The sequence below is a fragment of the Bacteroides sp. AF32-8BH genome (assembly GCF_003435205.1).
GTDB lineage: Bacteria > Bacteroidota > Bacteroidia > Bacteroidales > Bacteroidaceae > Bacteroides > Bacteroides ovatus.
The window spans coordinates 1-26,546 of the sequence record NZ_QVLZ01000043.1 but is presented as its reverse complement, the minus strand read 5'-3'; the positions used below and the strand labels follow the sequence as shown (position 1 = coordinate 26,546).

The window sequence follows — 26,546 nt, the reverse complement described above, 5'->3', positions numbered from 1 at the left end:
TAACAGTAGTACAACAAAATCAATATGGAAGTAATAGAAAGTAAATGGTATAATAAAGAATGGTGCAAATACAGCGTCTATTGAAGACGTAGAAAAACTTCTAAATACAACCTTGCCCTATCAGTACAAAAGATTTCTGTTATGGAGCAATGGTGGCGAGGGTAAATTAGGAGATAACTACATCTATATATGGGCTATTGAAGATATTGTTGCTTACAATAATGACTATGGAATACACAAATATCTTCAAAAAGAGTATTTAGCATTTGGCATGGATGGTGATATTGGATATATTTTCCACCTGCCAAACAATAGTATATATAGGGTAGATTTAGGAGATTTAGATATAGCTTCTATTAAGTATATAGCACCCTCTTTTGACGACTTTTTAGGCAAGGCTATTTATCTTAATTTCGATAAGCCACAGAATATTGTTGACAATAGTTCAACCATATAAAGTGATTAGACATGGATATAAATAATGAATAAACTACAACTCCAAAAACAATAATAACTCCTGATTCATATCGTTTTTTGATTAATAAAGTTACGGATATGTCAAGAAAAAGGCAAATTCCACCTCTACTATACAATATGCAATAAACTCAAAACGTTGCAAATTTCCGTCCTCATTTGCCCTGTTTACATAAATAAAAACTATCTTTGCGTTTCAGAATCCCGAAAGACGAAAAGAAATGGAGCAAATAGACAACCTAAAAGAGCTTATCAATCAGGGGGATGTGGACACAGCGATTAAGCAATTGGACCAGCTTCTCCAAGACAGTTCTGTCGAAAAAGAGAAAGATACTCTTTACTATTTACGGGGAAATGCCTACCGAAAGAAAGGAGATTGGAAGCGGGCACTGGACAACTACCAGTATGCCATCGAGCTCAATCCGGACAGTCCTGCCGTTCAGGCCAGGAAGATGGTAATAGATATCCTCAACTTCTACCACAAGGATATGTTCAATCAATAAAAGAGATGTATAATCAATAACCGTACTCAAAGATAACGTAATAAAATAAAGATTATGGCAAAAATCAAAGGAGCAATCGTAGTCGACACGGAGCGTTGCAAAGGATGCAACCTGTGTGTAGTGGCGTGTCCGCTCGATGTAATCGCCCTCAATAAAGAGGTAAACATGAAAGGCTATAACTATGCCTGGCAAGTGAAGGAAGATACCTGTAACGGATGCAGCTCGTGTGCAACGGTTTGTCCGGACGGATGTATTTCAGTGTATAAAGTAAAAGTAGAATAAAAGAAAAGAATATGGCAGAAGAAGTTGTATTAATGAAAGGAAACGAAGCCATCGCCCACGCAGCTATCCGTTGCGGTGCCGACGGTTACTTCGGTTATCCTATTACTCCCCAATCGGAAGTGTTGGAAACGCTTGCCGAACTGAAACCGTGGGAAACAACCGGCATGGTAGTACTCCAGGCGGAAAGTGAAGTGGCAGCTATCAATATGGTATATGGAGGTGCAGGTAGCGGAAAGAAGGTAATGACCTCCTCTTCAAGTCCGGGTGTGAGCTTGAAACAAGAAGGAATCTCTTATTTGGCCGGTGCCGAACTTCCTTGTCTGATTGTGAATGTAATGCGTGGCGGTCCCGGATTGGGAACTATCCAACCTAGCCAGGCTGACTACTTCCAGACAGTAAAAGGTGGTGGTCATGGAGACTACAAACTGATTGCCCTCGCTCCGGCATCCGTACAAGAAATGGCGGATTTCGTAGCATTAGGATTCGAACTGGCCTTCAAATACCGTAATCCGGCTATTATCCTTGCCGACGGTGTGATCGGTCAGATGATGGAAAAGGTTGTTCTTCCTGCACAAAAGCCACGCCGCACGGAAGCAGAAGTAATTGAACAATGTCCATGGGCTGCTACCGGAAAAGCAAAAGACCGCAAACCGAATATTATCACTTCCCTTGAATTGAAACCGGAAGCAATGGAAATCAACAACCTCCGTTTTCAAGCTAAATATCGTGAAATTGAAGAAAATGAAGTACGCTTCGAAGAGATCAACTGCGAAGATGCAGAGTATTTGATTATCGCTTTCGGTTCAATGGCACGTATTGGCCAGAAAGCAATGGAACTAGCCCGTGAAAAAGGAATTAAAGTAGGTATCCTTCGCCCGATTACACTGTGGCCGTTCCCAACCAAAGCGATTGCTGCATACGCTGATAAAGTAAAAGGTATGCTCGTTACGGAACTAAATGCCGGACAGATGATTGAAGATGTCCGTCTCGCTGTTAACGGTAAAGTAAAGGTAGAACATTTCGGACGTCTAGGTGGCATCGTTCCCGATCCGGATGAAATTGTAACTGCCTTGAAAGAAAAAATAATCAAATAACGAAACAATGAATCCCGATAAAATAAGAAACGTACTGAACATCCTATTTATGATATTGGCTGTTGCAGCCATCATCACCTACTTTGTAGCAAAAGATGATTTCAAAATGTTTATCTACGTATGCGGCGCGGCAATCTTTGTCAAGCTGATGGAGTTTTTTATACGGTTCACCAACAGATAAGGAGATGAAGTTATGACTAAAGAAGAAATAATCAAACCCGAGAATCTGGTTTACAAAAAACCGACTCTGATGAACGATAACGCCATGCACTACTGCCCGGGTTGCAGTCACGGTGTGGTACACAAACTCATTGCCGAAGTCATTGAGGAAATGGGTATGGAAGATAAAACTGTGGGAATTTCTCCGGTGGGATGTGCAGTGTTTGCCTATAACTATCTCGATATTGACTGGCAAGAAGCAGCACACGGACGTGCTCCTGCTGTGGCGACTGCTGTGAAACGCCTGTGGCCGGACCGCCTTGTTTTCACTTATCAGGGCGACGGTGACTTGGCTTGTATCGGTACAGCCGAAACAATCCACGCTTTGAACCGTGGTGAGAATATCACGATTATCTTTATCAATAATGCGATCTACGGTATGACAGGCGGCCAGATGGCACCGACTACACTAGTAGGCATGAAGAGCTCGACTTGTCCTTACGGACGTGACGTTGAACTTCACGGCTATCCATTGAAGATTACTGAAATCGCAGCCCAACTGGAAGGAACTGCTTACGTAACCCGTCAGTCCGTACAATCCGTACCGGCTATCCGTAAGGCTAAGAAGGCAATCCGCAAGGCTTTTGAGAACTCCATGAACGGTAAAGGTTCCAACCTGGTAGAAATCGTTTCCACTTGTAGTTCAGGCTGGAAGATGACTCCGGAGAAGGCGAACAAATGGATGGAAGAACACATGTTCCCATTCTATCCGCTGGGTGATTTAAAAGATAAAGAATAACGCTAAAAGTCAACAGAACAATGAAAGAAGAAATAATTATAGCAGGATTCGGTGGACAAGGCGTATTGTCTATGGGTAAGATTCTGGCATATTCCGGTTTGATGGAAGGCAAAGAAGTGACCTGGATGCCCGCTTATGGCCCCGAACAACGAGGTGGAACAGCCAACGTTACAGTTATTGTAAGTGATGACAAAATATCCTCACCGATTCTTAGTAAATACGACGCTGCCATCATTCTGAATCAGCCTTCACTCGAAAAGTTTGAAAGCAAAGTGAAACCCGGTGGTATCCTGATTTATGACGGTTACGGAATTATCAACCCTCCTACCCGTAAGGATATTAAGGTATATCGTATCGACGCAATGGATGCAGCCAACGAGATGAATAATGCCAAAGCATTCAACATGATCGTACTTGGCGGATTATTGAAGCTTCGCCCCATCGTAACGTTGGAGAATGTTATCAAAGGACTTAAGAAAACCCTGCCGGAACGTCACCATCACTTGATTCCTATGAACGAGGAAGCTATCAAAAAAGGTATGGAGTTAATCCGTGAGGTTTAATAAATTAAAAATTGAGAATTGAGAATTAAGAAATAATTGCTCGCCAAGTAAAGGATGCAACATATTTTTCAATTCTCAATTCTCAATTCTCAATTAAAGTAAGTATCTTTGCCTCCAATTATGAGACGAATCTTACTATTATATATATTACTTTCCGTTATAGGTTTGACGACTGTTCACGCACAGTTCGATAATGGTCGCCAGAGAGTAGACGAAAACGGATACGACCAATACGGAAATCAGGTAGACCCTGCCATGATTCCGGACAGATTGGATAGTGCAAATGTCGAAGTACAGGGATTGCCTCCAAAGTTGTATATGTGGCGTATCAAGAACCAGTTGGGCGACCGGACTATCATCCCGGCAGATACAGCCTTTCATCATTTCCAGAATTCAAACCTGACTGAAGGACTTACCGGACATTATAATTATCTGGCCAATATGGGTTCTCCCCGTATGTCACGCATCTTCTTTGACCGCCGTGACCCAGAGCCGACTATTTTCATGGAGCCTTTCTCCAGTTTCTTCATTCGTCCTACGGAATTTAATTTCACTAACAGTAACGTACCTTATACGAATCTGACGTATCACAAAGCCGGTAATAAAGTGAATGGGGAAGAGCGTTTCAAATCTTACTTCTCTGTCAATGTAAACAAGAAACTGGCTTTCGGATTTAATGTAGACTACCTATACGGACGAGGATATTACAATAATCAGAATACGGCGTACTTTAATGCAGCAGTTTTCGGTAGCTATATCGGCGACAAATATCAGATGCAGGCTATATACAGCAATAATTACCTGAAAACAAATGAAAACGGAGGTATTGAGGACGACCGCTATATCACTGCACCGGAAGAAATGGCGCAAGGTCAAAGAGAATATGAATCAACCAATATTCCTACCGTACTAAGTGCAACGACCAACCGCAACCATGACTTTTATGTCTTCCTGACCCAACGATATAATCTCGGATTCAGTCGTGACATACCACAGGCTGAAAATGACACCACTCCCGTCAAACAGGAGTTTGTCCCCGTTACCAGTTTTATACACACCATCCAAGTGGAACGGGCACGGCATAGCTTTAATTCTAATGACGACATGCGTGAAAAAAATTATTATCAGAATACTTACTTTGATACGGATAATCCTAATGTCAGAGACAGTACCACCTACGTCGGAATCAAAAACACCATAGGTATTGCGTTACTTGAGGGATTCAATAAATATGCCAAAGCCGGATTGACTGCATTTGCTTCCTATAAAATCAGCAAGTATACACTGATGAATATGGAAGGAAATCCGTTGCCTGATAAATACAACGAAAATGAAATATTTGTTGGAGGCGAATTATCCAAACGTGAAGGGAATGTGCTTCATTACCACGCTATCGGTGAAGTGGGATTGGCAGGAAAAGCAATCGGACAATTCAATGTAAAAGGAGATATTGACCTGAACTTCCCGTTGTGGAAAGACACCGTCAGTCTTATAGCCCGTGGTGAAGTCAGCAATAAACTTGCTCCTTTCTATATGCGCCATTATCATTCCAAGCATTTCATGTGGGACGACGATATGGACAAGGAATTCCGTACCCGTATTGAAGGGGAATTGAGCATTGCACGTTGGAGAACACGTCTGAAAGCAGGAGTTGAAAATATCAAGAACTATACTTACTTCAACCAGGAAGCAAAACCGGAACAGAACAGCGGAAGTATACAGGTATTATCTGCTAGTCTTAATCAGGACTTCAAGTTGGGAATCTTCCATCTGGACAATGAAGTGACCTGGCAAAAATCCAGTGACCAGACTGTGCTTCCTTTGCCTGATCTTTCGCTATATCATAACTTCTATATGCAGTTCAAACTGGCGAAGAAAGTACTTAGTGTGCAATTGGGAGCCGACGTGCGTTATTTCAGCAAATACAATGCACCTGCCTATATGCCGGCCATTCAGAATTTCCATCTGCAACCGACAGACGATCAGGTACAGATAGGAGGTTATCCGATTGTGAATGTATATGCAAACTTACATTTAAAGCGTACACGTTTCTATGTAATGATGTATCACGTGAACCAAGGCATGAGCAGTCCGAATTACTTTCTGTCTCCTCACTACCCCATCAACCCACGTGTGCTGAAATTCGGTCTTTCATGGAATTTCTATGATTAACAAAAACTATACGACTTATGGTATCACGCCCCAAATTGAGACTGTTCAGATATTTAGTGCCAGTGATTGTTGTATTGGCATTTATCTTCTCTTTCCGTCAATGCGGCAAGCAGGAAAAACCTGCGGGACATCCGCGTGATTATGTTGCCATTGCCAAAGAGGGTATCATACGTGTAGCTACCGAATATAATTCCATCAGTTTTTATGTAGACGGTGATACCGTTTCCGGTTTTCATTACGAACTGATACAGGCATTCGCCCGGGACAAAGGACTCAAAACCGAAATAACACCTATTATGAGTTTCGAAGAGCGGTTGGAAGGATTAAACGAGGGACGTTATGACGTGATTGCTTATGGCATATTAGCCACCAGCAAGTTAAAAGATTCTCTGCTTCTCACCTCTCCCATTTTCCTCAACAAGCAAGTGCTGGTGCAACGCAAAGAGATTGGAGAGAATGATTCACTCTATATCCGTACCCAACTGGATTTAGCCCAACGAACACTTCATGTCGTAAAAGGCTCCCCCTCTATTTTGCGTATTCAGAATCTAGGCAATGAGATCGGAGATACTATCTACATCAAGGAGATTGATAAATACGGTTCCGAACAATTGATATCAATGGTAGCGCATGGAGACATCGACTATGCCGTTTGCGACGAAAGCATCGCACTGGCAGCAGCAGATTCGTTGCCGCAAATAGATATTAATACAGCTATCAGCTTCACGCAGTTCTACTCATGGGCAGTCAGTAAACAATCCCCCGCCTTACTCGATAGTTTGAATACATGGCTGGATAAATTCCAAAAGGAAAAGGAATACCAAAAGATTTATAAGAAATACTATGATAAAGAATAACCTTATTTCTATTACACTAAAACTTCTATTCCATACACGTTCATTTTCTTTTATTGCTTTCTTGATTTTCCTGTCTATCTGCTTTCCACGGGCTTATGCCACAGAAAGCGGAATATTCAATTTCTCGAATATCAATCTCAAGAATGGCTTGTCGCAACTATCAGTCCTTGCCATTGCACAAGACTCCAAAGGTTATATCTGGTTTGCAACCCGCAATGGATTAAACAAATACGACGGAGAGAAATTTACTATATATAAGCATGATAACGATGATCCTCATTCATTGTCGGACAATCATATCACTTGCCTGTTGCCGGACGATGCAAACGAGGGATTGTGGGTAGGTACTAATAACGGGCTTAACTATATCAATCTCAAAACCAATCAGATTACCAAATATCAGACGGACGATTATCCAAACATGGCAGGAAACAATATTGCCGTTCTTCAATTTGACCAGTCCGGTAATCTGTGGGTTGGTACCCGAACGGGATTATGTATATGGCAACCTCGTTCCGGGGAATTCAAGAAGAAATATTCCGACCATGTCCCGGAGAATGAAGCAATCATGCAGCTTTATATTGATGCAGAAAAACGGCTTTATATTGGTACTCATCGTCACGGATTATTTATCTGTACACCTGAAATGGAGTTGATTCAGCAACTCAATAAAAGCACACAGCCTGCCCTATCGGACGATGCAATCAGTTGTATTTTCGAAGACTCCCAACATCAGGTATGGATAGGAACAGAAACCAGGGGACTGAATAAATGGAACCCGAAGACCAAAGACTTATCTATCTACAATCAGAAAAACAGCGGACTGACAAATGACTATATCCGTTGCATCACCGAGCAGGACCAGAAATTGATTATCGGGACGTTCGACGGACTTAGTATTCTGGATTTAAGAAACGATGATATATCCAAGTACAACCGGTTCGATGCTAATCAGAACAGTCTAAGTCATTTTTCCGTCCGCAGTATCTACATCGACCGGGAGAAAACGCTCTGGGTGGGTACTTATTCCGGTGGTGTGAACTACTATAACCCGCTCAATAACCGGTTCATCTTTTACCATCCGGTAGAGAATAACAACCAGAAGTTATATAATATCTTTGGTACGATGGTGTATGATTCCACTTCATTGTGGATTGCAACAGAGGGAGGAGGACTGATGCAGTTCGATCCCATCACCAAGGAATATACCAACTTCCTGATTGAACAGACATCCAAAGGATTGTTCAACAAGAACATCATCAAATCCCTGTTATTGGACGGAGACTATATCTGGTGTGGCACAAGTACCGGAGGAGTCTATAAATTCCATATTCCCTCCAAAAAGTTCACATTAGTATATTCATTCGGCCGGGAAAAAAACTTTGCCATCTATACTTTTTATAAAGATGCAGAGAATAATCTATGGATAGGGACGACAGCCGACAAAGGACTGGTAAAACTGTCTCCGGACGGAAAAATCACCAATCAGTTCCCGTATGGCAAAGAGAAAAAGGAATTCGTCAACTTCACCAGCCTACGGAGCTTCCTGGCACTGAATGCTCACACCTTTCTGATAGGAACCCGCTCGTTCGGACTTTACGAATATGATATGCAAAAGGGAACGGTGCTCCGTTGCAACATGTCAGAGACAAATCCCAATCAGAAACTTGAAAACAACTACATCACTTCCATAGTGCGCAAAGCGAATGGCGAAATTTGGTTCAGCACTTTCGGAGGAGGAATATATCTGTATAAACAAGGAACAGGTGTCGTCAAACATATTGGCAAGAAAGAGGGACTACCCAATAATGAGGTATATGCCATGGTGGAGCACAACAACAACTTATGGATTAGTGTCGATAAGGAAATAGCCGAACTGAATACCAAGACCGGGCAGATACGCAGTTATGACTGTTTTGTCGGTTCCGAAACGTTGGAGTTTACACCGCAGGGAGTCATTAGTCTGCCCCACGGTGAGGTCTACTTTAGTGGAAGTAATGGTTTCCTTTCTTTTACTCCCGGCTCTCTTCTAAAGAATAATACCATGCCACCGGTAGTACTTACCCAACTGACCGTAAACAATAAGGTAATCACACCGAATGATGATACTCATTTGCTGGATAGTGCCCCGGACGATACGCAAACATTGGTTCTTGCCTACAATCAAAATAATTTTTCCATTGCGTACAGTGCCTTGAACTATATTCTGCACGAACAGAACCAATATGCCTATAAACTCTCCGGTCACGACGAAGACTGGAATTACGTAGGTAGTCGTAAAGAAGCATTCTATACCAACATCGCTCCGGGAAAATATACATTCCAGATCATAGCATCCAACAATGACGGCGTATGGAATGAAACCGGAAAGAAAATGGAAATCATCATTCGTTCTCCGTGGTGGGGAACGCCGCTGGCCTATATCCTTTATGTCCTATCCGCATTGGGAATCATGTTTACTATCGGCTATTATATGTACAGTAAGCATAAACTGGAACTAGACCTGCGCATGAAGCAAATGGAGAAACAACGCATGGAAGAATTCCATCAGACAAAGCTACACCTGTTCACCAACTTCTCGCATGAGCTACGTACTCCGCTGACACTTATTATCAGCCCGCTGGAAGAGTTGATGAAACGGGCAGAAGTTCCCCAGTTTATCAGAACACAACTGGACATGATTCTGAAAAATGCCCGCCGATTATTACTTCTCGTCAATCAATTGATGGATTTACAGAAGAACCAGAGTGGTAATCTCACTCTCCAACTGTCTCAAAGCGACCTGAATGCTTTCCTGCTCGAAATATTCTACACATTCAGGCAGATTGCCGAAAGCAAACAGATTCGTTTCGAATATCAGGCTCCTCAAGGCGAGGTGACAGCCTGCTTCGATCAAGGCTTACTCGAAAAAGCCGTTTTCAATTTATTGTCGAATGCTTTTAAATTCACAGTACCGGGAGATACAATCACGCTGCGTTTACTGCTGATTACAGATATAGACACTCTCCGCCAGGAACATAGCGACTGGCTATCGGAACATTCTCCGCTTATCACCACCCATCAGGGAAGTTATTTAGTGATTCAGGTAGCAGATACGGGAAAAGGAATTCCAGAAGATGAACGTACCCAAATCTTCACTCCCTTCTACCAGGTCGGTCACACGACAGGTAGCGAGAATATGAATGGCACAGGTATCGGATTAAGCCTGACTCAATCTGTCGTTCATCTGCATCACGGAGAAATTGGAGTCACAGCCAATACTCCCAAAGGAAGCGTATTCACTATCCTATTACCGAACCACACCATGACAGAAGAAGAGGTGGCGAATACTGCCGTTCTCTCGGGAAAAAACAATGAACAAGTAGAAAAGGGTATGTCCGGAACCATTGATTCCGAAAACACCATTTCCGGAACCACTCCATCCCTACCCGGCAAAACGGTTCTATTGGTAGAAGACAATGAAGAGATACGAAGTTATGTAAAAGGACACCTGGAACAATATTACAACGTATTGGAAGCCGACAACGGTTCGGATGCTTTTGAAATTGTCCTGAAAGAATTTCCCGACCTGGTAGTGACGGACATTATGATGCCCGGTATCGACGGACTGGAACTTTGCGCACTTATCAAGAACAATCTGCAGACGGGACACATTCCCGTTATTCTACTCACTGCCCGCACGATGGTGATGCACGTCAAAGAGGGATTCTTGTCGGGAGCAGACGATTATGTGGTTAAACCATTTAATATTGATGTTCTGCTGGTACGTATCTACAATCTTCTGGCACAGCGGGAAAAGCTAAAATCCGTATATAGCAAAAACTTCTCCCTGCAATCCATGGGAATTGAAGTGGAAACGACCTCCGCCGATGAGAAATTCATGCAGAAACTATTTAAAATCATTGAAAAGTATCTCACCGACCCCGATTTGAAAGTAGACAAAATCTGTGAAGAGATGGGATTCAGCCGGAGCAATCTTTACCGGAAACTGAAAGCTATCACCGACCTGCCGTTGAATGACCTTATCCGTCATAAACGTTTGGAGATAGCTACACAAATGCTGAAGCAAACAGAAATGAACATTACCGAAATTGCAACGGCCACGGGATTCAGTACTCTCGCCTACTTCACGAAATGTTTCAAATCAGCTTACGGTGTTTCTCCATCGGAATATCAAAAGTCACATTCAGGCCATACAGATGTTGACACCATCCGGGAATAGCCGATTTACAAAATCGTCCCAAACAATAAAAAATGTCCCAACAAGGCTTACAGTGCGGATTTTTTTATTTGTTTGGGATGAAAATGCAAACATCTGGCATCATTAGACAAACCGATTCTACTCTGTTTCCATACATTTGCAATGTTGTTCTACTTAATATAATCATATGGAAACAAAGATTAAAAACTACTTGTTAGTCTTCGGACTTGGAATTATCACACTTACCAGTTGTAATCACTCTAAAGAGCAAGATATCGTTGCTTCTAACTTCGCATTTGCCGAACAGCAATTAAAATACGCACTGAATCAAATAGACGAGGCACGTGCCAATGAATCACAAGAGAGTAGAGAAAAGAGAGAAAGTAAGGGCTGGGGGGAATTAACCAATCCCCGCAGTATCAAACCGGACGGTTCACTGGAACTGGTTGTTTCTAAAGACTGGACCAGTGGATTCTTCCCCGGTGAGCTTTGGTATCTATATGAGTACACGCACAATCCATATTGGAAAGAGCAGGCGCAGAAACATACAGAAATTCTGGAACGCGAAAAAAATAACGGAAAGACACACGACATGGGCTTCAAGATGTATTGCAGCTATGGAAACGGTTATCGTCTGACCGGAGATTCCACTTATAAAGATATTCTGTTGCAATCCGCACGCACCCTGATTACCCGTTACAAACCGGTAATCGGCTGTATCCGTTCCTGGGACCACCATGCAGACAAATGGCAATTCCCCGTTATCATCGATAATATGCTGAATCTTGAACTTCTGTTCTGGGCATTCCGCGAAACGAACGACTCCACCTATTATAATATAGCAGTCAACCATGCACTCACTACCATGAAGAATCACTTCCGTGAAGACAACAGCTGCTATCATGTAGTAGAATACGATACCATTAACGGAACGGTACGCAGCAAAATGACGCATCAAGGATATTCCGACGAATCAGCATGGGCACGCGGACAAGCATGGGCCTTATACGGATACACCATGTGCTATCGTGAAACCGGCAGACCCGAATTCCTGCAACAGGCGGAGAAAGTGGAGAAATACATCTTCAACAATCCGACCCTGCCGGCAGACCTGATTCCTTATTGGGACTTTAACGCACCCGGAATACCAAACGAACCCCGTGACGCATCCGCTGCATCCTGTATGGCATCCGCCCTTTATGAACTAAGCACATACGTTCCCGAAAAGAAAGAACAATACAAGCAGGAAGCCGATAAGATTCTCCAGAATCTGACGCATAGCTATCGTGCGCAACTAAACGGAGATAAAGGATTCTTGCTGCTGCACAGCACAGGTTCCAAACCACACGACAGCGAAATAGATGTCCCGCTTTCATACGCCGACTATTATTTCCTGGAAGCCTTGCTCCGCAAAGCTAAATTGGAAAAGGAAGAAAGTCTTTTCTAAATCTTCCGACAACTCTCACGATAACATCACTTTACTATTTATCCTTATTAGTACATTACTAATTATGAAAAGATTATCTTCTATATTCATCCTGTTCATTCTGCTGATACTCCCGTTGAATGCCACGATTCCGACTCAACAAAGAATCCGGCTGACAGACTCATGGGAATACCTGAAAGGTGACCTTGGAAGCATTTGGGAAGCAGTACGTCCCGCCGCTCCCGGTTCTTCCGAAGCAGTGCCTATCTGGCAACAGGTTACCCTACCCCACTGTTTCAATGCAGAAGATGCAGTAGACCCGGATATCAATTATTATCAGGGCGCAGGATGGTATCGCACGCAGCTTTCTATCAAGAATCCATATCTCAATGGACGCGTCATACTGGAGTTTGAGGGAGCAGGACAAAAAACGGAAGTGTATGTCTATACGTATAAAGTAGCCAGTCACACAGGGGGCTACGACGGTTGGAGTGTCGATATCACCGAAGCCGTTCAACAAGCCCTTGCCAACCCGGATTGCGCTAAACGCTTCAATGGCAGAATTCCATTGTCCGTTCGTTGCGATAATACCAGAGATACGGAGATGATTCCGTCCGACCTGTCAGATTTCAACTTATACGGCGGCCTTTATCGCTACGTGAATCTGATTTACCAGCCCGAAGTGTCTTTCAGCAATATACAGATAAATACCCCTGTAGAGAAAGATATGAAAAACGCTTCTCTAAAGATACAAGGAACATTCCATAACCCGAATGATATTCGCCAGGCAAGCATTCACCTTTTATTAAAGGCGCCTAATGGAGAAAAGGTATGGGAACAGACAACGACGGTTCTTCCGTTGGGAACAAATCCCCTGTTCGAGACAACGATTAAGAATCCGATTCTGTGGAGTCCCGACCAGCCTCAACTCTATACCTGCGAACTGACATTGACTACTCCTCAAAGTAAACAGACTATTACAGAATTCATCGGATTCCGTCACTTTGAATTCATTGAAAACGGACCTTTCCAGTTGAACGGAGAACGTCTGCTGTTAAGAGGAACCCATCGGCATGAAGACCATGCCGGAGTAGGCGCCGCTATGACAGAAGAACAAATGGAAGCGGAAATGAAACTGATTAAAGAGATGGGAGTCAACTTTATCCGTTTGGGACATTACCAACAATCGGACATCATCCTCCGTTTATGCGATCAGTTAGGCATTTTGGTATGGGAAGAAATACCCTGGTGCAGAGGTGGACTGGGAGGAGAGAAATATCAGGCACAAGCGCGCCGGATGCTGACCAACATGATTACCCAGCATCGCAATCATCCCTCCGTCATCCTTTGGGGATTGGGAAATGAAAATGACTGGCCCAATGATTTTTCAACATTCGAGCAATCGGCCATCCGCGCTTTCATGAAAGAGTTGAATGACTTGTCACACCAACTCGATCCGTCACGTATGACTTCCATCCGCAGATGTGATTTCTGCAATGATATTGTAGATGTCTATTCTCCCTCCATTTGGGCAGGCTGGTATCGCGGACAATTTACAGACTACAAGAGTATTTCGGAGAAAGAGATGAAACGGGTGAAACATTTCCTGCATGTAGAATGGGGAGGTGACTCACATGCCGGACGTCATTCCGAATATCCTTTCAACCCACTACAAGCAATTACGGGTGGAACCAGTGCCGACGAACGGGCAGGTGACTTCGCCCTGCAAGGCGGAGATCCCCGTGCTTCCAGAGATGGAGACTGGTCGGAAACGTATATCGTAAAACTATTCGACTGGCACCTGAAAGAGCAAGAAACAATGCCTTGGCTGACAGGAACCGCCTTTTGGGTATTCAAAGATTTCTCCACCCCTCTCCGCCCCGATAATCCGGTGCCATACGTCAATCAGAAAGGAGTGGTAGAACGGGATCTTACTAAAAAAGAAGCCTACTACGTCTTCCAGTCTTACTGGACTAAACAGCCTATGATTCATATTTACGGTCATAACTGGCGGACCCGATGGGGCAAAGCGAACGAAGAAAAAGAGATTCTGGTATATTCCAACTGTGCAGCAGTAGAGCTGTTCGTGAACGGCGTCAGTCAGGGAGTCAAGCAACGCAACAGCCAGGATTTTCCGGCAGCGGGACTTCACTGGAACTGCATACTGAAAGCAGGAGAAAATAACATAAAAGCGGTTGCAGTGAAAGGACTCGGTAAAGGTAACATGAAAGCAGCCATTACGGATGAAATAAGTTTCAACTACCAGACAGAAGAATGGAGCAATCCGAAACAGCTGAAGTTGAAGACATACCCCGATAAAGGTTCTATCGTATGGGTGGAAGCCCAGCTGACAGACAACAAAGGGATCCCCTGCCTGGACGCGGCAAATGTAATCTCATTTGAAGCTGCGGGAGACGGAAAACTGATTCAGAACTTAGGAACATCCACCGGCTCCCGGAGAGTACAGGCTTATAATGGCAGAGCTGCAATTCGCATTGACTTGAACGACACATGCCAGGTAGCTGTAAAATCACCGGGCATTCAAACTGCTTTCATCGAAGTGAAAGCCGAATAGAAGTGAAAGCTGAATAAGAAAGGAGAAAAGCACCATGAGAAAGACAATAATTTCAATAGGTTTTATTATATTCTTTGGCACTGCTACGGCAGTTGCCGGAGAAGACACAGCCGAACAGATTCGTCACCTTTTAGAAAAAGAAACGATACAACGGGCAGATGCCGCACTTCATGAGGAACCGGTCACTGTGACCGCTACCCGTGCGACAAGAAGTGCCGGAGGTATCCATGACTTCTATTCGGAGGGTGACTACTGGTGGCCGAATCCGGAAGCTCCCGACGGTCCTTATATCCGCCGGGATGGAGAAACCAATCCGGAGAATTTCACAGCACATCGGCAGGCCATGATTCGAATGAGCCAACTGGTAGGCGACCTTACTTCCGCCTGGATACTTACGGGTAAACAAGTATATTCCGATGCAGCCATGCAACATATCCGGGCATGGTTTGTCAACCCGGACACACAGATGAATCCCAATCTGCTGTATGCACAGGCCATCAAGGGAGTAGCAACAGGACGAGGGATAGGAATCATCGATACGATTCACCTGATCGAAGTAGTGCAGTCGCTCCGCCTTATGGAAGCGAAAGGGATGATTGACAAGGAAGAAGTGCGGACTATCAAACAATGGTTCTCCGATTATCTGACCTGGATGTCCACACACCGTTACGGAATCAAAGAAATGGAAGCGAAAAACAATCATGGCACCTGCTGGGTCATGCAAGCCGCTGCCTTTGCCTTGTTCACGGACAACCGGGAAATGATTCGTTTTTGCACGGAACGTTATAAAACAGTACTTTTACCCAATCAAATGGCTGCAGACGGCAGTTTCCCTTTAGAACTGGAACGCACCAAGCCCTACGGTTATTCTCTTTTCAACCTTGACGCAATGGCCACTATCTGCCAACTGCTCACTACTGGAGAAGAAGATATATGGAATTACACTACACCGGACGGCAAAAACATCGATAAGGGTATCGCCTGGCTTTATCCATACGTAAAAGACAAAAGTAGCTGGAAGAGACAACCCGACATTATGTTTTGGGAAGAATGGCCAGTGGCGCAACCGTTCCTGTTATTCGGCACATTACATCATTTCAATAAAGAATTTTTCAACACATGGATGCAACTGGAGCATTTCCCCACCAACGAAGAGGTGGTACGTAATCTTCCCATCCGTCACCCGTTATTATGGATTCAATAAACTATAAAATCAATAGAATATGAAAAACTTATTAGTATGCACATTATTGTTCGCCTCTGCTTTCACACTGAACGCACAGGTAGCCAACACCCGCATCTATGCTGCGGAAAAATTAGCCAAAGTAAAAGAAAAAGCCAATTCACCTCTATATGCCCCTGCCGTCAAAACTCTTTTAAGAGATGCCAACAAGGCTTTGAAGATGACTCCGCCGTCCGTAATGGACAAAACAATGACAGCAGATAGCGGAGACAAACACGATTATATGAGCATGGGCCCTTACTGGTGGCCGGATCCATCCAAACCGGACGGTTTGCCCTATATCCGTAAAGACGGACAAAGAAATCCGGAATTGGATAAGCTCGACCGCAACAAACTGGGAGATATGTCGAAAGCAGTCACCACACTGGGACTTGCCTATTACTTCTCCGGTGATGAGAAATATGCGCAAAAAGCCGTAGACTTCCTGAATGTCTGGTTCCTGGATGCCAAGACGAAGATGAATCCGCACCTCACTTACGGACAAACCATCCCCGGAAAGAATAAAGGCATGGGACGTGGTGCAGGCATGATTGATATTTACTCGTTCACGGAAATGATTGACGCCATGACATTAATGGAGAACTCGAAAGCATTTACTCCCAAAGTAAAGAAAGGGATGAAAGAATGGTTCACGCAACTAGTGGAATGGATGCAGACCAGTCCCGTAGCTGCCGAAGAACAGAGAGCAAAGAACAATCACGGTCTGGCTTATGACGTGCAACTGACAGCTTATGCTCTATACACAGGCAATCAAGACCTTGCCATGAAAACCATTCAGGAGTTTCCCGAAAAGCGTTTGTTCGCACAGATAGAACCGGATGGCAAACAGCCATTGGAACTTGCACGCACTACTGCCCTGGGATATACGATCTTCAATCTGGGACACATGCTCGATATGTGTTCAATCGCCTCCACGCTGGGACAGGATATTTACAACGCTACCAGCCAGGACGGACGTTCCATCACGGCAGCACTGAAATTTCTGATTCCATATATCGGCAAACCACAGAGCGAATGGCCTTACCAACAAATCAAGGAATGGGACAAGAAACAGGAAGAAGCCTGCTGGATTCTTCGCCGTGCATCGTTCTTTGATCCGAAAGCCGGATATGAAGCCATCGGCGCTCAATTCCGCGAGACACCCGCTAACAAAAGAATTCATTTAATCTATAGTTTAGAATAAGAAACACTTAAAATACTAATCAGATGAGGAACAAATTTATTCATTACTCTTTGGTAATGGCATGGATGCTGTTATTCTGTGTTCCGTGCGTTACCGTCACTTATGCACAGTCGTTTACCGTCACCGGAACAGTGACCGACAGTCAGGGTGGAATCCCCGGAGCGAATGTGAAAGTAAAAGGTGGTACCGCAGGTACAATCACCAACATGGACGGTCAGTTTACATTGAGTGTCCCCTCTTCCAAGTCTATCCTGGTGGTTTCATACATCGGATACACCCCACAGGAAGTTGCCATCAACGGTAAAAACAAATTGGATATTCACCTGCTGGAAGATACAAAGACACTAGATGAAGTGGTAGTCGTAGGTTATGGTGTGCAGAAAAAGTCTCACCTGACGGGATCTGTGTCCAAGATGGATATCAACAACCTGACAGACATTCCCGTGACCCAGGTAGACCAGTTATTACAAGGTAAAATTGCCGGTGTCAATATACAGAACTCTACTTCCGAAGCGGGAGCCGCCCCGCAAATCCGTGTGCGTGGTATGGGTTCTATCAGTGCCGACAGTTCTCCGCTGATTGTCATCGACGGTTATCCCACACCGGACGGTCTTTCCACACTCGATATGGCAGATATTTCTTCCATCGAAGTATTGAAAGATGCCGCTTCGGCAGCCATCTACGGTTCACGTGCAGCCAATGGCGTCATCCTGGTTACTACCAAGACAGGAAAAGCCAGTAAACCGAAATACAGCGTGAAAGCCTCCACCGGTTTGAAATGGGCTTATAAGTTACATCCCATCATGAGTTCACAAGATTATTGCAGCATGATCGGATACGAATCGGTATTGAAAAATAAAACAATGTCACAGACAGAGGAGGCTTTCGGTCTCATTGATAACTACACCGACTGGCAGAAAGAAGGATTGAACAGCAGTCCGCAGATTCACCAGGTGCAGCTCTCCGTATCGGGTGGTAAGAATGACATCACTTATTATATTTCGGGCAACTATGCACAGGAAGACGGTATCATGCTCAACAGCAACTATACCCGCCTGAACCTGCGTTCACGCATCAATGCAAAACTATCCAAACGGGTAGACTTCAGTTTGAATCTGGCACCGTCGTACACCAAGACAGAAACTCCTGCCACCAACTTCATGGATTTCTATCGTACGCCCTCTTTCATGCCTGTACGCCATACTGCTGCCACTTCTGCGCTGACCGGCAAACCTATCGGTTCGTATGCACGAGGCAGTGACTTCAGCAATGTTACCTATACCCGTGAGGACGGAACAACTTTCACCCCGTCCAGCAGTCCTTTCGGTTCGAGCAATAACAATCCGCGTTCACTGATGGATACGGAAGAACGTTTCCGCGAGGACTACAACCTGCAGGCGAATGCCTCTTTCAATGTCCAACTGATGAAAGGACTGGTATTCACCACTTCCAACGGTTTCTTTATCAAGTATCGCCAGAACAATCAATATCGTGATTATGCTGCCAAGAAAGATGAAGAATCAGCTATGGGTACTTATACCAACCGTCTGTATATCGACTTATTGAGCGAGAACACGTTAAACTATACCGGAAAGACAGGGAAGCATGACTACTCCGTACTGGCCGGCTATACAGCGCAGACTACTTCTGAAAGAACTGCCGGTATCGTCGGACTGGGCTTCCCCACCGACTATATCCATACGCTGAACGCTGCAACTTCTTTCGACCTCGACGGAACTTATACCCAGAAATACCGTACGGCAATGATGTCCCTATTGGCACGTGCCACATACAGTTACGATGAGAAATACCTGCTTTCTGCCAGTATCCGTACAGACGGAAGCTCTCTGTTTGCCGACGGTCATCAATGGGGTTACTTCCCCTCGGTATCTGTGGGATGGCGTGCATCGGAAGAATCTTTCCTGAAACAATTCGGTTGGCTGAACCTGCTGAAAGTCCGTGCCAGTTTCGGTGTGACAGGTAATAACAGCATTCCTGCCAATTCATACTATGACCTGCTCTATCCCAACAATTACGCATTGGGAGAGGGAAATGGCAATCTGATCTCCGGACTCGCCAAGACCAGCGAAACCAAAAGTAACAACCGCATCACTTGGGAACAGACTTACGAATACAATGCCGGATTCGACTTGAGCATCCTGAACAACCGTATCAACCTGACAGTGGACGGATACTACTCCATCACCAAACAGTTATTATTCAAACAGCCGGTTCTTTCTTTCACCGGATTCAATAATTACTGGAATAATATCGGACGTATCCGCAACAGTGGTATTGAGGTGGAACTGAATACCCATAATATCCGCACCAAGAATTTTGAATGGGAAAGCTCATTCAATATCTCTTCCAACTTCAACAAGTTACTGGAACTTTCGGGAGAAGAACGACTGATCTCTACGGGTGAACGTAACGAAACATATCTGGCACAGGTAGGCAAGAGAGCCATTTCTTTCTTCGGCTACAAGACAGACGGTATTTACAAAAGTCAGGAAGAAGTGGACGCTGTTCCCCACTTGGCCAGTGCCGTACCAGGCAGTCTCCGGATTGTAGATATCAACGACGACGGAGTGATTAATGACAAAGACCGTACAGAAATCGGCAACCCATTCCCGACAGCAACATGGGGATTCACCAATACACTGACCTGGAAAGGCTTCGACCTCTACGTTATGATTCAGGGAGTTCACGGACTGGATGTATTCAACGGTGACGGTTACTTTACCGAAACCAAGAAGTTCAACCGCAACTACGTGAAAAACCGCTGGATCAGTGCAGACTATCCGGGCGACGGAAAAACTCCCTCTTTCGCAGCAAATGGCGGTGTCGCCTGGGAATTTACGGATTACCTGATTGAAGACGGCTCGTATGTAGCATTGCGCAATGTGACTTTAGGCTATAAGTTCAATAAGAAGCAGTTGAAGAAGATCGGTATCAGTTCACTCCGTCTTTATGCTTCAGGACAGAACCTGTTCTATATCTGGTCCAAGGACTACCGTGGTATTAATCCGGAAGCACGTAAGACGAGTGGTTCTTACAGTTCTCCTCTTATCAACGGTTACCAGTCAGGTGGGTTCCCCCTGCAATCGACAGTCACTTTCGGATTCGAACTTAATTTCTAACTCCTTAAAGACAAATAACAATGAAACTAAAACATACATTCATCGGTATTCTCTCAACCTGTGCGTTGGGACTCGCCTCCTGCGACCTGAACATCACGCCGGACTCTTACATAGCCGATATCAACTTCTACCAAAATGAAGCGGAAGTGAACACAGCCGTCATCGGTTGTTACGGAGGCATACACGCTCCACTGAATATAGAATGGGCGTTGACGGAACTTCGTTCGGACAACACTCGCATGAACGGCACCCGTTCCAGCAACGACGCATTCATGCAACTGCTGGCACTGGACCTTGGAACAATGGACGCCAGCAATCCGAATATCCGCACCTACTGGGAAGCTACCTATCAGAATATCAATAACTGCAACTCAATACTGAAACCCGAAGTGCTGGCCGTAGTGGAGAACGAAAAGAAACGTGCACAATTCGAGGGTGAAGCTCTCTTTATCCGCGCCTATCATTATTTCAATCTGGTACGTCTCTTCGGCCCAACCTTTCTGGTGACAGAAGAGATCAGTATCGCAGAATCACTAAAGAAAGACCGCAGTTCGGTGCAGGCCACTTATGCGCAAATCATCGACGACCTGAAACGTTCCGTTACGGATTTACAGGACATCACATACAGCTCTAATGATTTGGGACGTGCCACAGTACTGGCAGCCAAATCTCTACTGGCTAAAGTGTATCTTACCCTCGGACGGTATGAAGATGCCAAACCGTTATTAAGCGATGTAGTGACTGCCAAAGGCGAGACACTGAATGTCAAATATGCCGATGTGTTTGATACAACCAAAGAGATGAACGATGATATTATCTTCACTGTACGCTACAAAAGCGGTAGCTTGGGAATCGGTTCTCCGTTTGCCAATACATTTGCACCGCAAAACAGTGGCGCGAACGTAATCACGGGTAGCGGTGACGGTAAGAATTATCCTACGAAAGAAATATCCGCCGCTTACAGCAAAGAGGATTTGAGAAAGGACGTCAGCATGGCAGACAGTTATTATGATAAGAGTAAAGACGTGGAAGCACAAGTGGCTTATGTAAAGAAATTCCTTTCGGAAGTATCCATACGATACGATGCTGAAAATGACTGGCCTGTCATTCGTTATGCAGATGTACTACTGATGTATGCGGAAGTATTGAACGAAGTAGACGGTCCCTCTGCCGGGTTGAAATACCTGAATCTGGTACGTGAACGTGCCGGACTAAGCAAAATCGAGAGTGATGCAGTGACTACCCGTAACGTATTCCGCACCTATCTTGAGAAAGAACGTCGTCTGGAACTGGCTTTCGAAAATCAACGCTGGTTCGACCTCTTGCGTTGGGACAAGGCCATAGAGGTAATCAACAAGCATATTCAGGAAACCGAATGGGATTTCTATGCAGGCTACACCCAACAGATCAACAAGTTAAAGGATTATCAGTTGATACTTCCGATTCCACAAAGCGTAATCGACAATAATCCGGGCGTCATCACACAGAACCCTAACTATTAATACTAAACGACACTGAATCATGAAAAATAAATTCTATAGCCTATTCATCTTCTTCGTTCTCACTGCGCTGGCAGGCTGCAACGAAAAAGAATCGACTGATGTCATTGAGCAGGGTGATCCTCAAATTATAGAGTTCACCCCGACAAGCGGTAAGTTCGGACAGGAAATCACTATCAAAGGAGAATTCCTGCGCGATATACAAAAGGCAACGATTGGTGGCGTAGAAGCTACGATACGCTATAAGCTCTCTCAACAGGAGATTGTTATTGTAGTTCCCGCCAATGCCGGAAACGGGAAAATCGTTCTTAGTACGAAAGAAAAAAAGACGGAAAGTGAGCAATCATTTACAATTGTATATCCGGTTCCCCAAGTGAAGAATGTTCCTGCCGGAGCGCACGTGGGAGATCAGATTGAAATACAGGGTGAGAATCTGGACATCGTGTCCAAAGTTTGTTTCGGTGATAAAGAGGCTTCTATCTCCTATCAGTCCGAAAGAGAAATTGTAGCAACCATTCCTTTCGTCATCACGGATGCCGCTCCTATCTCCCTCTATTATCTTGACTCTACAGGAGAGCAGTTCACTCAACCGGAGGGTCCTGCTTTTGAGATCATCAAAGATATTCCGACCATTGACGCAATGGCAGAACGGGTGACCGAGGGAAGTCTGATTACCCTCAACGGAACTTTCCTGAATTTGATTGAAAGCATCCATTTCGGGGATGAAGTGAAAGTGACTAACTTCGTTGAGAAGACTGCCAACAGCATTGTATTCCGTGTTCCGGAATTGCCGGAGAGTGCTACTGTGGATGTTCTGGCCAAATATTATGAGGGAACAGGCAGTCTGACACTACGGAATGACTGTTATGTATTTATTCCGAGAGTATTCAGCTATCCGAATCTGAAGATGGGCGCACACCGCAATGAAGATTTCGGTAATATGATTAACGGAACTACCGGACAGGTTTCCACCACTTGTATCCTGAAAGATGTGGATTCCCGTGCCCTGATTGATTTTGCAGCGGTACACAACAGTAATAATGACTTTGCATTGAACGGTCCGCAGAACATAAAAGCTAATTTGAGAAACTACTGGTGTAACGGTACTCCATTGCCTCCATTGAAAAGTTCTTCTACCGAAGCCGAAGTCAACGAAAACTTTGGTGAGTTTACTTCTACTGTCACCAAACTTCTTGTACTTCAGGAAAGCAAAGGATATGGCGAACTGATTAGAAACATTAAAGAAGGAAACATCGAAGAAATATCTCCTACCGACGAGATTACCAAAGCATTATTCAATATTGATATGGATGCGGAAGGTTCCAACTCGGTACGCAGCCGTCAGAAAAAGGAAGCAGAGGATAAAGAAGCATCGAATATATACAAGGCAGGCAGTGTCGTTGTGTTCAAGAATCTGAAGAAGAATAAATTCGGTATCATGATTATCCGTTCTGTCAATGTAGATTTTGACGCTGTTAAGGCGACGAATGATGCCAATGCAACGATTACTTTCGACCTGTATTATCAACGTTACTAAAAAAAGACGAAAGACAATGAAAAGACAATATAAATTTACCGCATTATCGGCAGTCTTGCTCTGCCTGATAGGTTTGTTGTACGGATGTACCCGTGACAATGAAATTATAATTCCGGAAACGTCTGTCAATCCACCGGCTACGGATTATTCCGTAGCAATCGGTGACGAGGTTACCTTTACCGGGCAGAATATGCATCTGATCTCTAAAGTGGCTTTTGACAATCAGGTGGTCAACATCACCACCGAGCCATCCAACCGTTCACAAACCACGCTGATAGTGGCGGTGCCCGATAATTTTGAAGTGACACAGCATATCTCTGTCGTTGCCACTTACAATTCGGTACACAAACTGACTTTGAGTGATGCATTCGAAGTGGTAGTGCCGGGTGTCACCACTGATGTAAGTTCTGCTACTATCGGAGATAAGATCACACTTACAGGAAAGAATATGCACCTGATTACTAAGGTAAACTTCGGAGATCAAGTGGTATCTTTCGATCCCAATCCGGACCGTTCGCATACTTCACTTATGGTAACCGTACCCTCAACTTTCGATGTAACTAAAAAAGTCCAGTTGAGCGTTACGTATACCACCAATACCGTGAATGTATCTAATGATTTTGAAGTAATCGTGCCACCGGTTATTCCTACTGTCACCACTGTTCTGGAAGGAGAAGTGGGCACAGGAGCCATTATTACGCTGGCCGGAACCAACCTGAATATTATCAAGAAACTAATGGTAAACGGTCAATCTTACGAGTTTACAGCTACCGCTACCAGCCTTTCTTTCAATGCTCCCGAAGACATTACCGAAAATTTAGTAATCGACAACGTAGTATTAGTGTATGACAACGTGTTGGGAGATAATCAGGAACTAGCCGTATCGGGAAGCGTAACTGTGAAACCGACACCTACCCTGCCATACGTCCTTTGGGAGGATATCGAACTGGGAAGTCATGGAACGGAGAATGCTTTCTTTGATGTTACGAATGGACGGACGATGACTCCATGCGATGTAGTCGAACATAAAGAATGGGTTACTTTCGCAATGGATAATACTAGCGGTGCACCCACAGCGCGTCTGTTGAACCCGGCCAATATCGGAACCAATCTTCTGAACAGTCAGTTTTGCAATGGTACAGCTTTGAATCTGAATGATTATGCCATCTGGAAAGAATCCACACAGACAACTCCATTCAAGAAAGTCACAGATGACGCACTGATTACCAAAGTGACAAACGGTGAAATCACCAATATCCGGGATGACATCGGAGATGTGAAAGCGTCTGATATCAAAACAAATACTCCGACTGTTGCAGCAGGAGAAGTGTATTACTTCTATCATAAGGAGAAATTCGGATTGATTTGGGTGAAACAGCTGAATATTCAAACAGACAGAAAACTGAACACCATCATTATGAATGTATATTACGAGAAATAGACAATACAATAAAACGAGTACCCAAAAAGTTATATTATCCCATGAATCTACGAGCGAACTACTCCAAGAGAATCCGTTTGTCACTGGCTTTCAGCATTGTTGCAATGACTGTTTGCGCCCAGAGCATCTGGAATGCGGAACATCTGGAACAAGTGAAAAAGTCTCTCAATCAACCCGCATACAGCGCCACTTATCAGAACTTACTAAAGCAGGCAGACAAGGCTTTGAACGCCCACTATCTTTCTGTTATGATGAAAGATAAAACGCCACCAAGCGGAGACAAACACGACTACTTGAGCCAGGCACGCTATTTCTGGCCGGACCCGACCAAGCCGGACGGTAAACCTTATATCAGCCGTGATGGTGTATCCAATCCGGAACTGGATAAACTAGACCGTAACCGCTTGGGAGAGATGGCAAATAATGTCACTACACTCGCACTTGCGTGGTATTTCAGTGGCAAAGAACAGTATGCACTGAAAGCAACCAAACAGATTCGTGTCTGGTTTCTGGATAAGAAAACCTGCATGAACCCACATCTGAAATATGCGCAGGTTGCGCCCGGACATAATAATGATCTTGGCCGTTGCTATGGTGTGATAGATACTTATTCGTTAGTGGAAATGCTGGATGCCGTTCAGCTTCTTGAAAAATCCCGTTCGTTCACCTCGAAAGATTCAGAGCAGCTAAAAAAATGGTTCGGGCAATTACTGGACTGGATTCTGACTAGCGAACAAGGAAAAGAAGAAGCCAGCCGCCCCAACAATCATAGTACTGCTTATGATGCACAAGCCATTGCATTTGCACTCTATACAGGCAATCATAAAGTAGCCGAACGGATACTTCGGGAAGTTCCCAAGAAGCGGGTATTCAAACAGATTGAACCGGACGGCAAACAGCCCGAAGAATTACGCCGGACATTGGCTTTCGGATATTCAGAATTTAATCTGCAACATCTGATAGATATTGCGACTATGGGAGAAAAAGCCCATGTACCTGTTCTTTCTGTCAGTTCTGCTGACGGACGAAGCATTTACAAAGCTGCCGATTTTCTGAAGCCATATCTCGGCAAAGGAGTCAAAGAATGGCCTTACAAGCAAATCAGCGAATGGAACGGTAAACAACAGGAATTATGTAAAGACCTGTATCGACTGTATCTGCTAGATTCCACTCGTACCGATTATTTAAAGGCATATCAGCAGTTCCGGAAAAGCAATCCGAAAGATCTTTTTAATCTTCTTTTCCTGAAAGAGGAAAGTAAATAAACTCTCAAAGACTTGACTTTCGCTTCCAAATGTCGTATCTTTACAGAGTTAATGATAAAGTAGTTTCAATTAAACTGCACGTAAGAGGTTGTGTCAAAACGTTGGCACAACCTCTTTTATATTTTACAGTTCT

The 26,546-nt window shown here is 44.3% G+C and carries 19 protein-coding genes; all 19 read left to right on the top strand.

The annotated features are described in order from the left end of the window. Positions 1 to 49: 49 nt before the first annotated feature. The 19 genes from DWZ47_RS23970 (at position 50) to DWZ47_RS23880 (ending at position 26,413) form a co-directional block, all read left to right on the top strand. Positions 50 to 457, top strand: a complete 408-nt coding sequence (locus DWZ47_RS23970; RefSeq protein ID WP_081354150.1) for an SMI1/KNR4 family protein — start codon at positions 50 to 52, stop codon at positions 455 to 457. Positions 458 to 695: 238 nt separating this feature from the next. After that, a complete protein-coding gene (locus DWZ47_RS23965) occupies positions 696 to 977 on the top strand; it encodes a tetratricopeptide repeat protein (RefSeq protein WP_009040829.1) in 282 nt (93 codons plus the stop codon). Between the two features lie 54 nt (positions 978 to 1,031). After that, on the top strand, positions 1,032 to 1,259 hold the full coding sequence (locus DWZ47_RS23960; RefSeq protein ID WP_004297419.1) for a ferredoxin family protein: 228 nt from the start codon (positions 1,032 to 1,034) through the stop codon (positions 1,257 to 1,259). A gap of 11 nt (positions 1,260 to 1,270) precedes the next feature. Beyond that, positions 1,271 to 2,353, top strand: a complete 1,083-nt coding sequence (locus tag DWZ47_RS23955) for a 3-methyl-2-oxobutanoate dehydrogenase subunit VorB (protein WP_004297418.1) — start codon at positions 1,271 to 1,273, stop codon at positions 2,351 to 2,353. A gap of 7 nt (positions 2,354 to 2,360) precedes the next feature. Continuing rightward, positions 2,361 to 2,534, top strand: coding sequence for a hypothetical protein (locus tag DWZ47_RS23950; RefSeq protein ID WP_004297417.1), 174 nt, complete (start codon positions 2,361 to 2,363; stop codon positions 2,532 to 2,534). A gap of 12 nt (positions 2,535 to 2,546) precedes the next feature. Continuing rightward, positions 2,547 to 3,311 carry a thiamine pyrophosphate-dependent enzyme gene (locus DWZ47_RS23945; protein WP_004297416.1) on the top strand — a complete coding sequence of 255 codons (765 nt, stop codon included), beginning with the start codon at positions 2,547 to 2,549 and terminating at the stop codon, positions 3,309 to 3,311. Between the two features lie 20 nt (positions 3,312 to 3,331). Next, a complete protein-coding gene (locus DWZ47_RS23940; RefSeq protein ID WP_004297415.1) occupies positions 3,332 to 3,874 on the top strand; it encodes a 2-oxoacid:acceptor oxidoreductase family protein in 543 nt (180 codons plus the stop codon). Positions 3,875 to 3,994: 120 nt separating this feature from the next. Then, entirely contained in the window at positions 3,995 to 6,046 is a 2,052-nt protein-coding gene (locus DWZ47_RS23935) for a putative porin (protein WP_032843310.1), read from the top strand. Between the two features lie 17 nt (positions 6,047 to 6,063). Next, positions 6,064 to 6,903, top strand: coding sequence for a transporter substrate-binding domain-containing protein (locus DWZ47_RS23930; RefSeq protein WP_117514913.1), 840 nt, complete (start codon positions 6,064 to 6,066; stop codon positions 6,901 to 6,903). After that, the gene (locus tag DWZ47_RS23925; RefSeq protein WP_117514911.1) at positions 6,890 to 11,125 is read left to right on the top strand and encodes a two-component regulator propeller domain-containing protein; all 4,236 of its coding nucleotides are present in this window, start codon (positions 6,890 to 6,892) and stop codon (positions 11,123 to 11,125) included. Before DWZ47_RS23930 ends, DWZ47_RS23925 begins: the two co-directional genes overlap by 14 nt. A 166-nt stretch (positions 11,126 to 11,291) precedes the next feature. Then, positions 11,292 to 12,551, top strand: coding sequence for a glycoside hydrolase family 88 protein (locus DWZ47_RS23920; RefSeq protein ID WP_117514909.1), 1,260 nt, complete (start codon positions 11,292 to 11,294; stop codon positions 12,549 to 12,551). 64 nt (positions 12,552 to 12,615) lie between these two features. Beyond that, the gene (locus DWZ47_RS23915; RefSeq protein WP_117514907.1) at positions 12,616 to 15,105 is read left to right on the top strand and encodes a glycoside hydrolase family 2 TIM barrel-domain containing protein; all 2,490 of its coding nucleotides are present in this window, start codon (positions 12,616 to 12,618) and stop codon (positions 15,103 to 15,105) included. 34 nt (positions 15,106 to 15,139) lie between these two features. Next, complete coding sequence (locus DWZ47_RS23910; RefSeq protein WP_117514905.1) at positions 15,140 to 16,309, top strand: alginate lyase family protein; 1,170 nt, start codon at positions 15,140 to 15,142, stop codon at positions 16,307 to 16,309. 19 nt (positions 16,310 to 16,328) lie between these two features. Continuing rightward, positions 16,329 to 17,531, top strand: coding sequence for an alginate lyase family protein (locus DWZ47_RS23905; protein WP_117514903.1), 1,203 nt, complete (start codon positions 16,329 to 16,331; stop codon positions 17,529 to 17,531). A gap of 23 nt (positions 17,532 to 17,554) precedes the next feature. Continuing rightward, complete coding sequence (locus DWZ47_RS23900) at positions 17,555 to 20,671, top strand: SusC/RagA family TonB-linked outer membrane protein (protein ID WP_117514901.1); 3,117 nt, start codon at positions 17,555 to 17,557, stop codon at positions 20,669 to 20,671. A gap of 20 nt (positions 20,672 to 20,691) precedes the next feature. Then, entirely contained in the window at positions 20,692 to 22,173 is a 1,482-nt protein-coding gene (locus DWZ47_RS23895; RefSeq protein WP_117514899.1) for a RagB/SusD family nutrient uptake outer membrane protein, read from the top strand. Between the two features lie 19 nt (positions 22,174 to 22,192). After that, entirely contained in the window at positions 22,193 to 23,707 is a 1,515-nt protein-coding gene (locus tag DWZ47_RS23890; protein WP_117514897.1) for an IPT/TIG domain-containing protein, read from the top strand. A 16-nt stretch (positions 23,708 to 23,723) separates the two neighbouring features. After that, positions 23,724 to 25,148 carry a hypothetical protein gene (locus DWZ47_RS23885; RefSeq protein ID WP_117514895.1) on the top strand — a complete coding sequence of 475 codons (1,425 nt, stop codon included), beginning with the start codon at positions 23,724 to 23,726 and terminating at the stop codon, positions 25,146 to 25,148. A 41-nt stretch (positions 25,149 to 25,189) separates the two neighbouring features. Next, a complete protein-coding gene (locus DWZ47_RS23880) occupies positions 25,190 to 26,413 on the top strand; it encodes an alginate lyase family protein (RefSeq protein WP_117514893.1) in 1,224 nt (407 codons plus the stop codon). Positions 26,414 to 26,546 lie beyond the last annotated feature (133 nt).

Excerpts from the sequence above, each read along its gene's own strand:
- DWZ47_RS23965 (WP_009040829.1), top strand. The coding sequence starts at position 696 with ATGGAGCAAATAGACAACCTAAAAGAGCTTATCAATCAGGGGGATGTG.
- DWZ47_RS23960 (WP_004297419.1), top strand. The coding sequence starts at position 1,032 with ATGGCAAAAATCAAAGGAGCAATCGTAGTCGACACGGAGCGTTGCAAA.
- DWZ47_RS23955 (WP_004297418.1), top strand. The coding sequence starts at position 1,271 with ATGGCAGAAGAAGTTGTATTAATGAAAGGAAACGAAGCCATCGCCCAC.
- DWZ47_RS23950 (WP_004297417.1), top strand. The coding sequence starts at position 2,361 with ATGAATCCCGATAAAATAAGAAACGTACTGAACATCCTATTTATGATA.
- DWZ47_RS23945 (WP_004297416.1), top strand. The coding sequence starts at position 2,547 with ATGACTAAAGAAGAAATAATCAAACCCGAGAATCTGGTTTACAAAAAA.
- DWZ47_RS23940 (WP_004297415.1), top strand. The coding sequence starts at position 3,332 with ATGAAAGAAGAAATAATTATAGCAGGATTCGGTGGACAAGGCGTATTG.
- DWZ47_RS23935 (WP_032843310.1), top strand. The coding sequence starts at position 3,995 with ATGAGACGAATCTTACTATTATATATATTACTTTCCGTTATAGGTTTG.
- DWZ47_RS23930 (WP_117514913.1), top strand. The coding sequence starts at position 6,064 with ATGGTATCACGCCCCAAATTGAGACTGTTCAGATATTTAGTGCCAGTG.
- DWZ47_RS23925 (WP_117514911.1), top strand. The coding sequence starts at position 6,890 with ATGATAAAGAATAACCTTATTTCTATTACACTAAAACTTCTATTCCAT.
- DWZ47_RS23920 (WP_117514909.1), top strand. The coding sequence starts at position 11,292 with ATGGAAACAAAGATTAAAAACTACTTGTTAGTCTTCGGACTTGGAATT.
- DWZ47_RS23915 (WP_117514907.1), top strand. The coding sequence starts at position 12,616 with ATGAAAAGATTATCTTCTATATTCATCCTGTTCATTCTGCTGATACTC.
- DWZ47_RS23910 (WP_117514905.1), top strand. The coding sequence starts at position 15,140 with ATGAGAAAGACAATAATTTCAATAGGTTTTATTATATTCTTTGGCACT.
- DWZ47_RS23905 (WP_117514903.1), top strand. The coding sequence starts at position 16,329 with ATGAAAAACTTATTAGTATGCACATTATTGTTCGCCTCTGCTTTCACA.
- DWZ47_RS23900 (WP_117514901.1), top strand. The coding sequence starts at position 17,555 with ATGAGGAACAAATTTATTCATTACTCTTTGGTAATGGCATGGATGCTG.
- DWZ47_RS23895 (WP_117514899.1), top strand. The coding sequence starts at position 20,692 with ATGAAACTAAAACATACATTCATCGGTATTCTCTCAACCTGTGCGTTG.
- DWZ47_RS23890 (WP_117514897.1), top strand. The coding sequence starts at position 22,193 with ATGAAAAATAAATTCTATAGCCTATTCATCTTCTTCGTTCTCACTGCG.
- DWZ47_RS23885 (WP_117514895.1), top strand. The coding sequence starts at position 23,724 with ATGAAAAGACAATATAAATTTACCGCATTATCGGCAGTCTTGCTCTGC.
- DWZ47_RS23880 (WP_117514893.1), top strand. The coding sequence starts at position 25,190 with ATGAATCTACGAGCGAACTACTCCAAGAGAATCCGTTTGTCACTGGCT.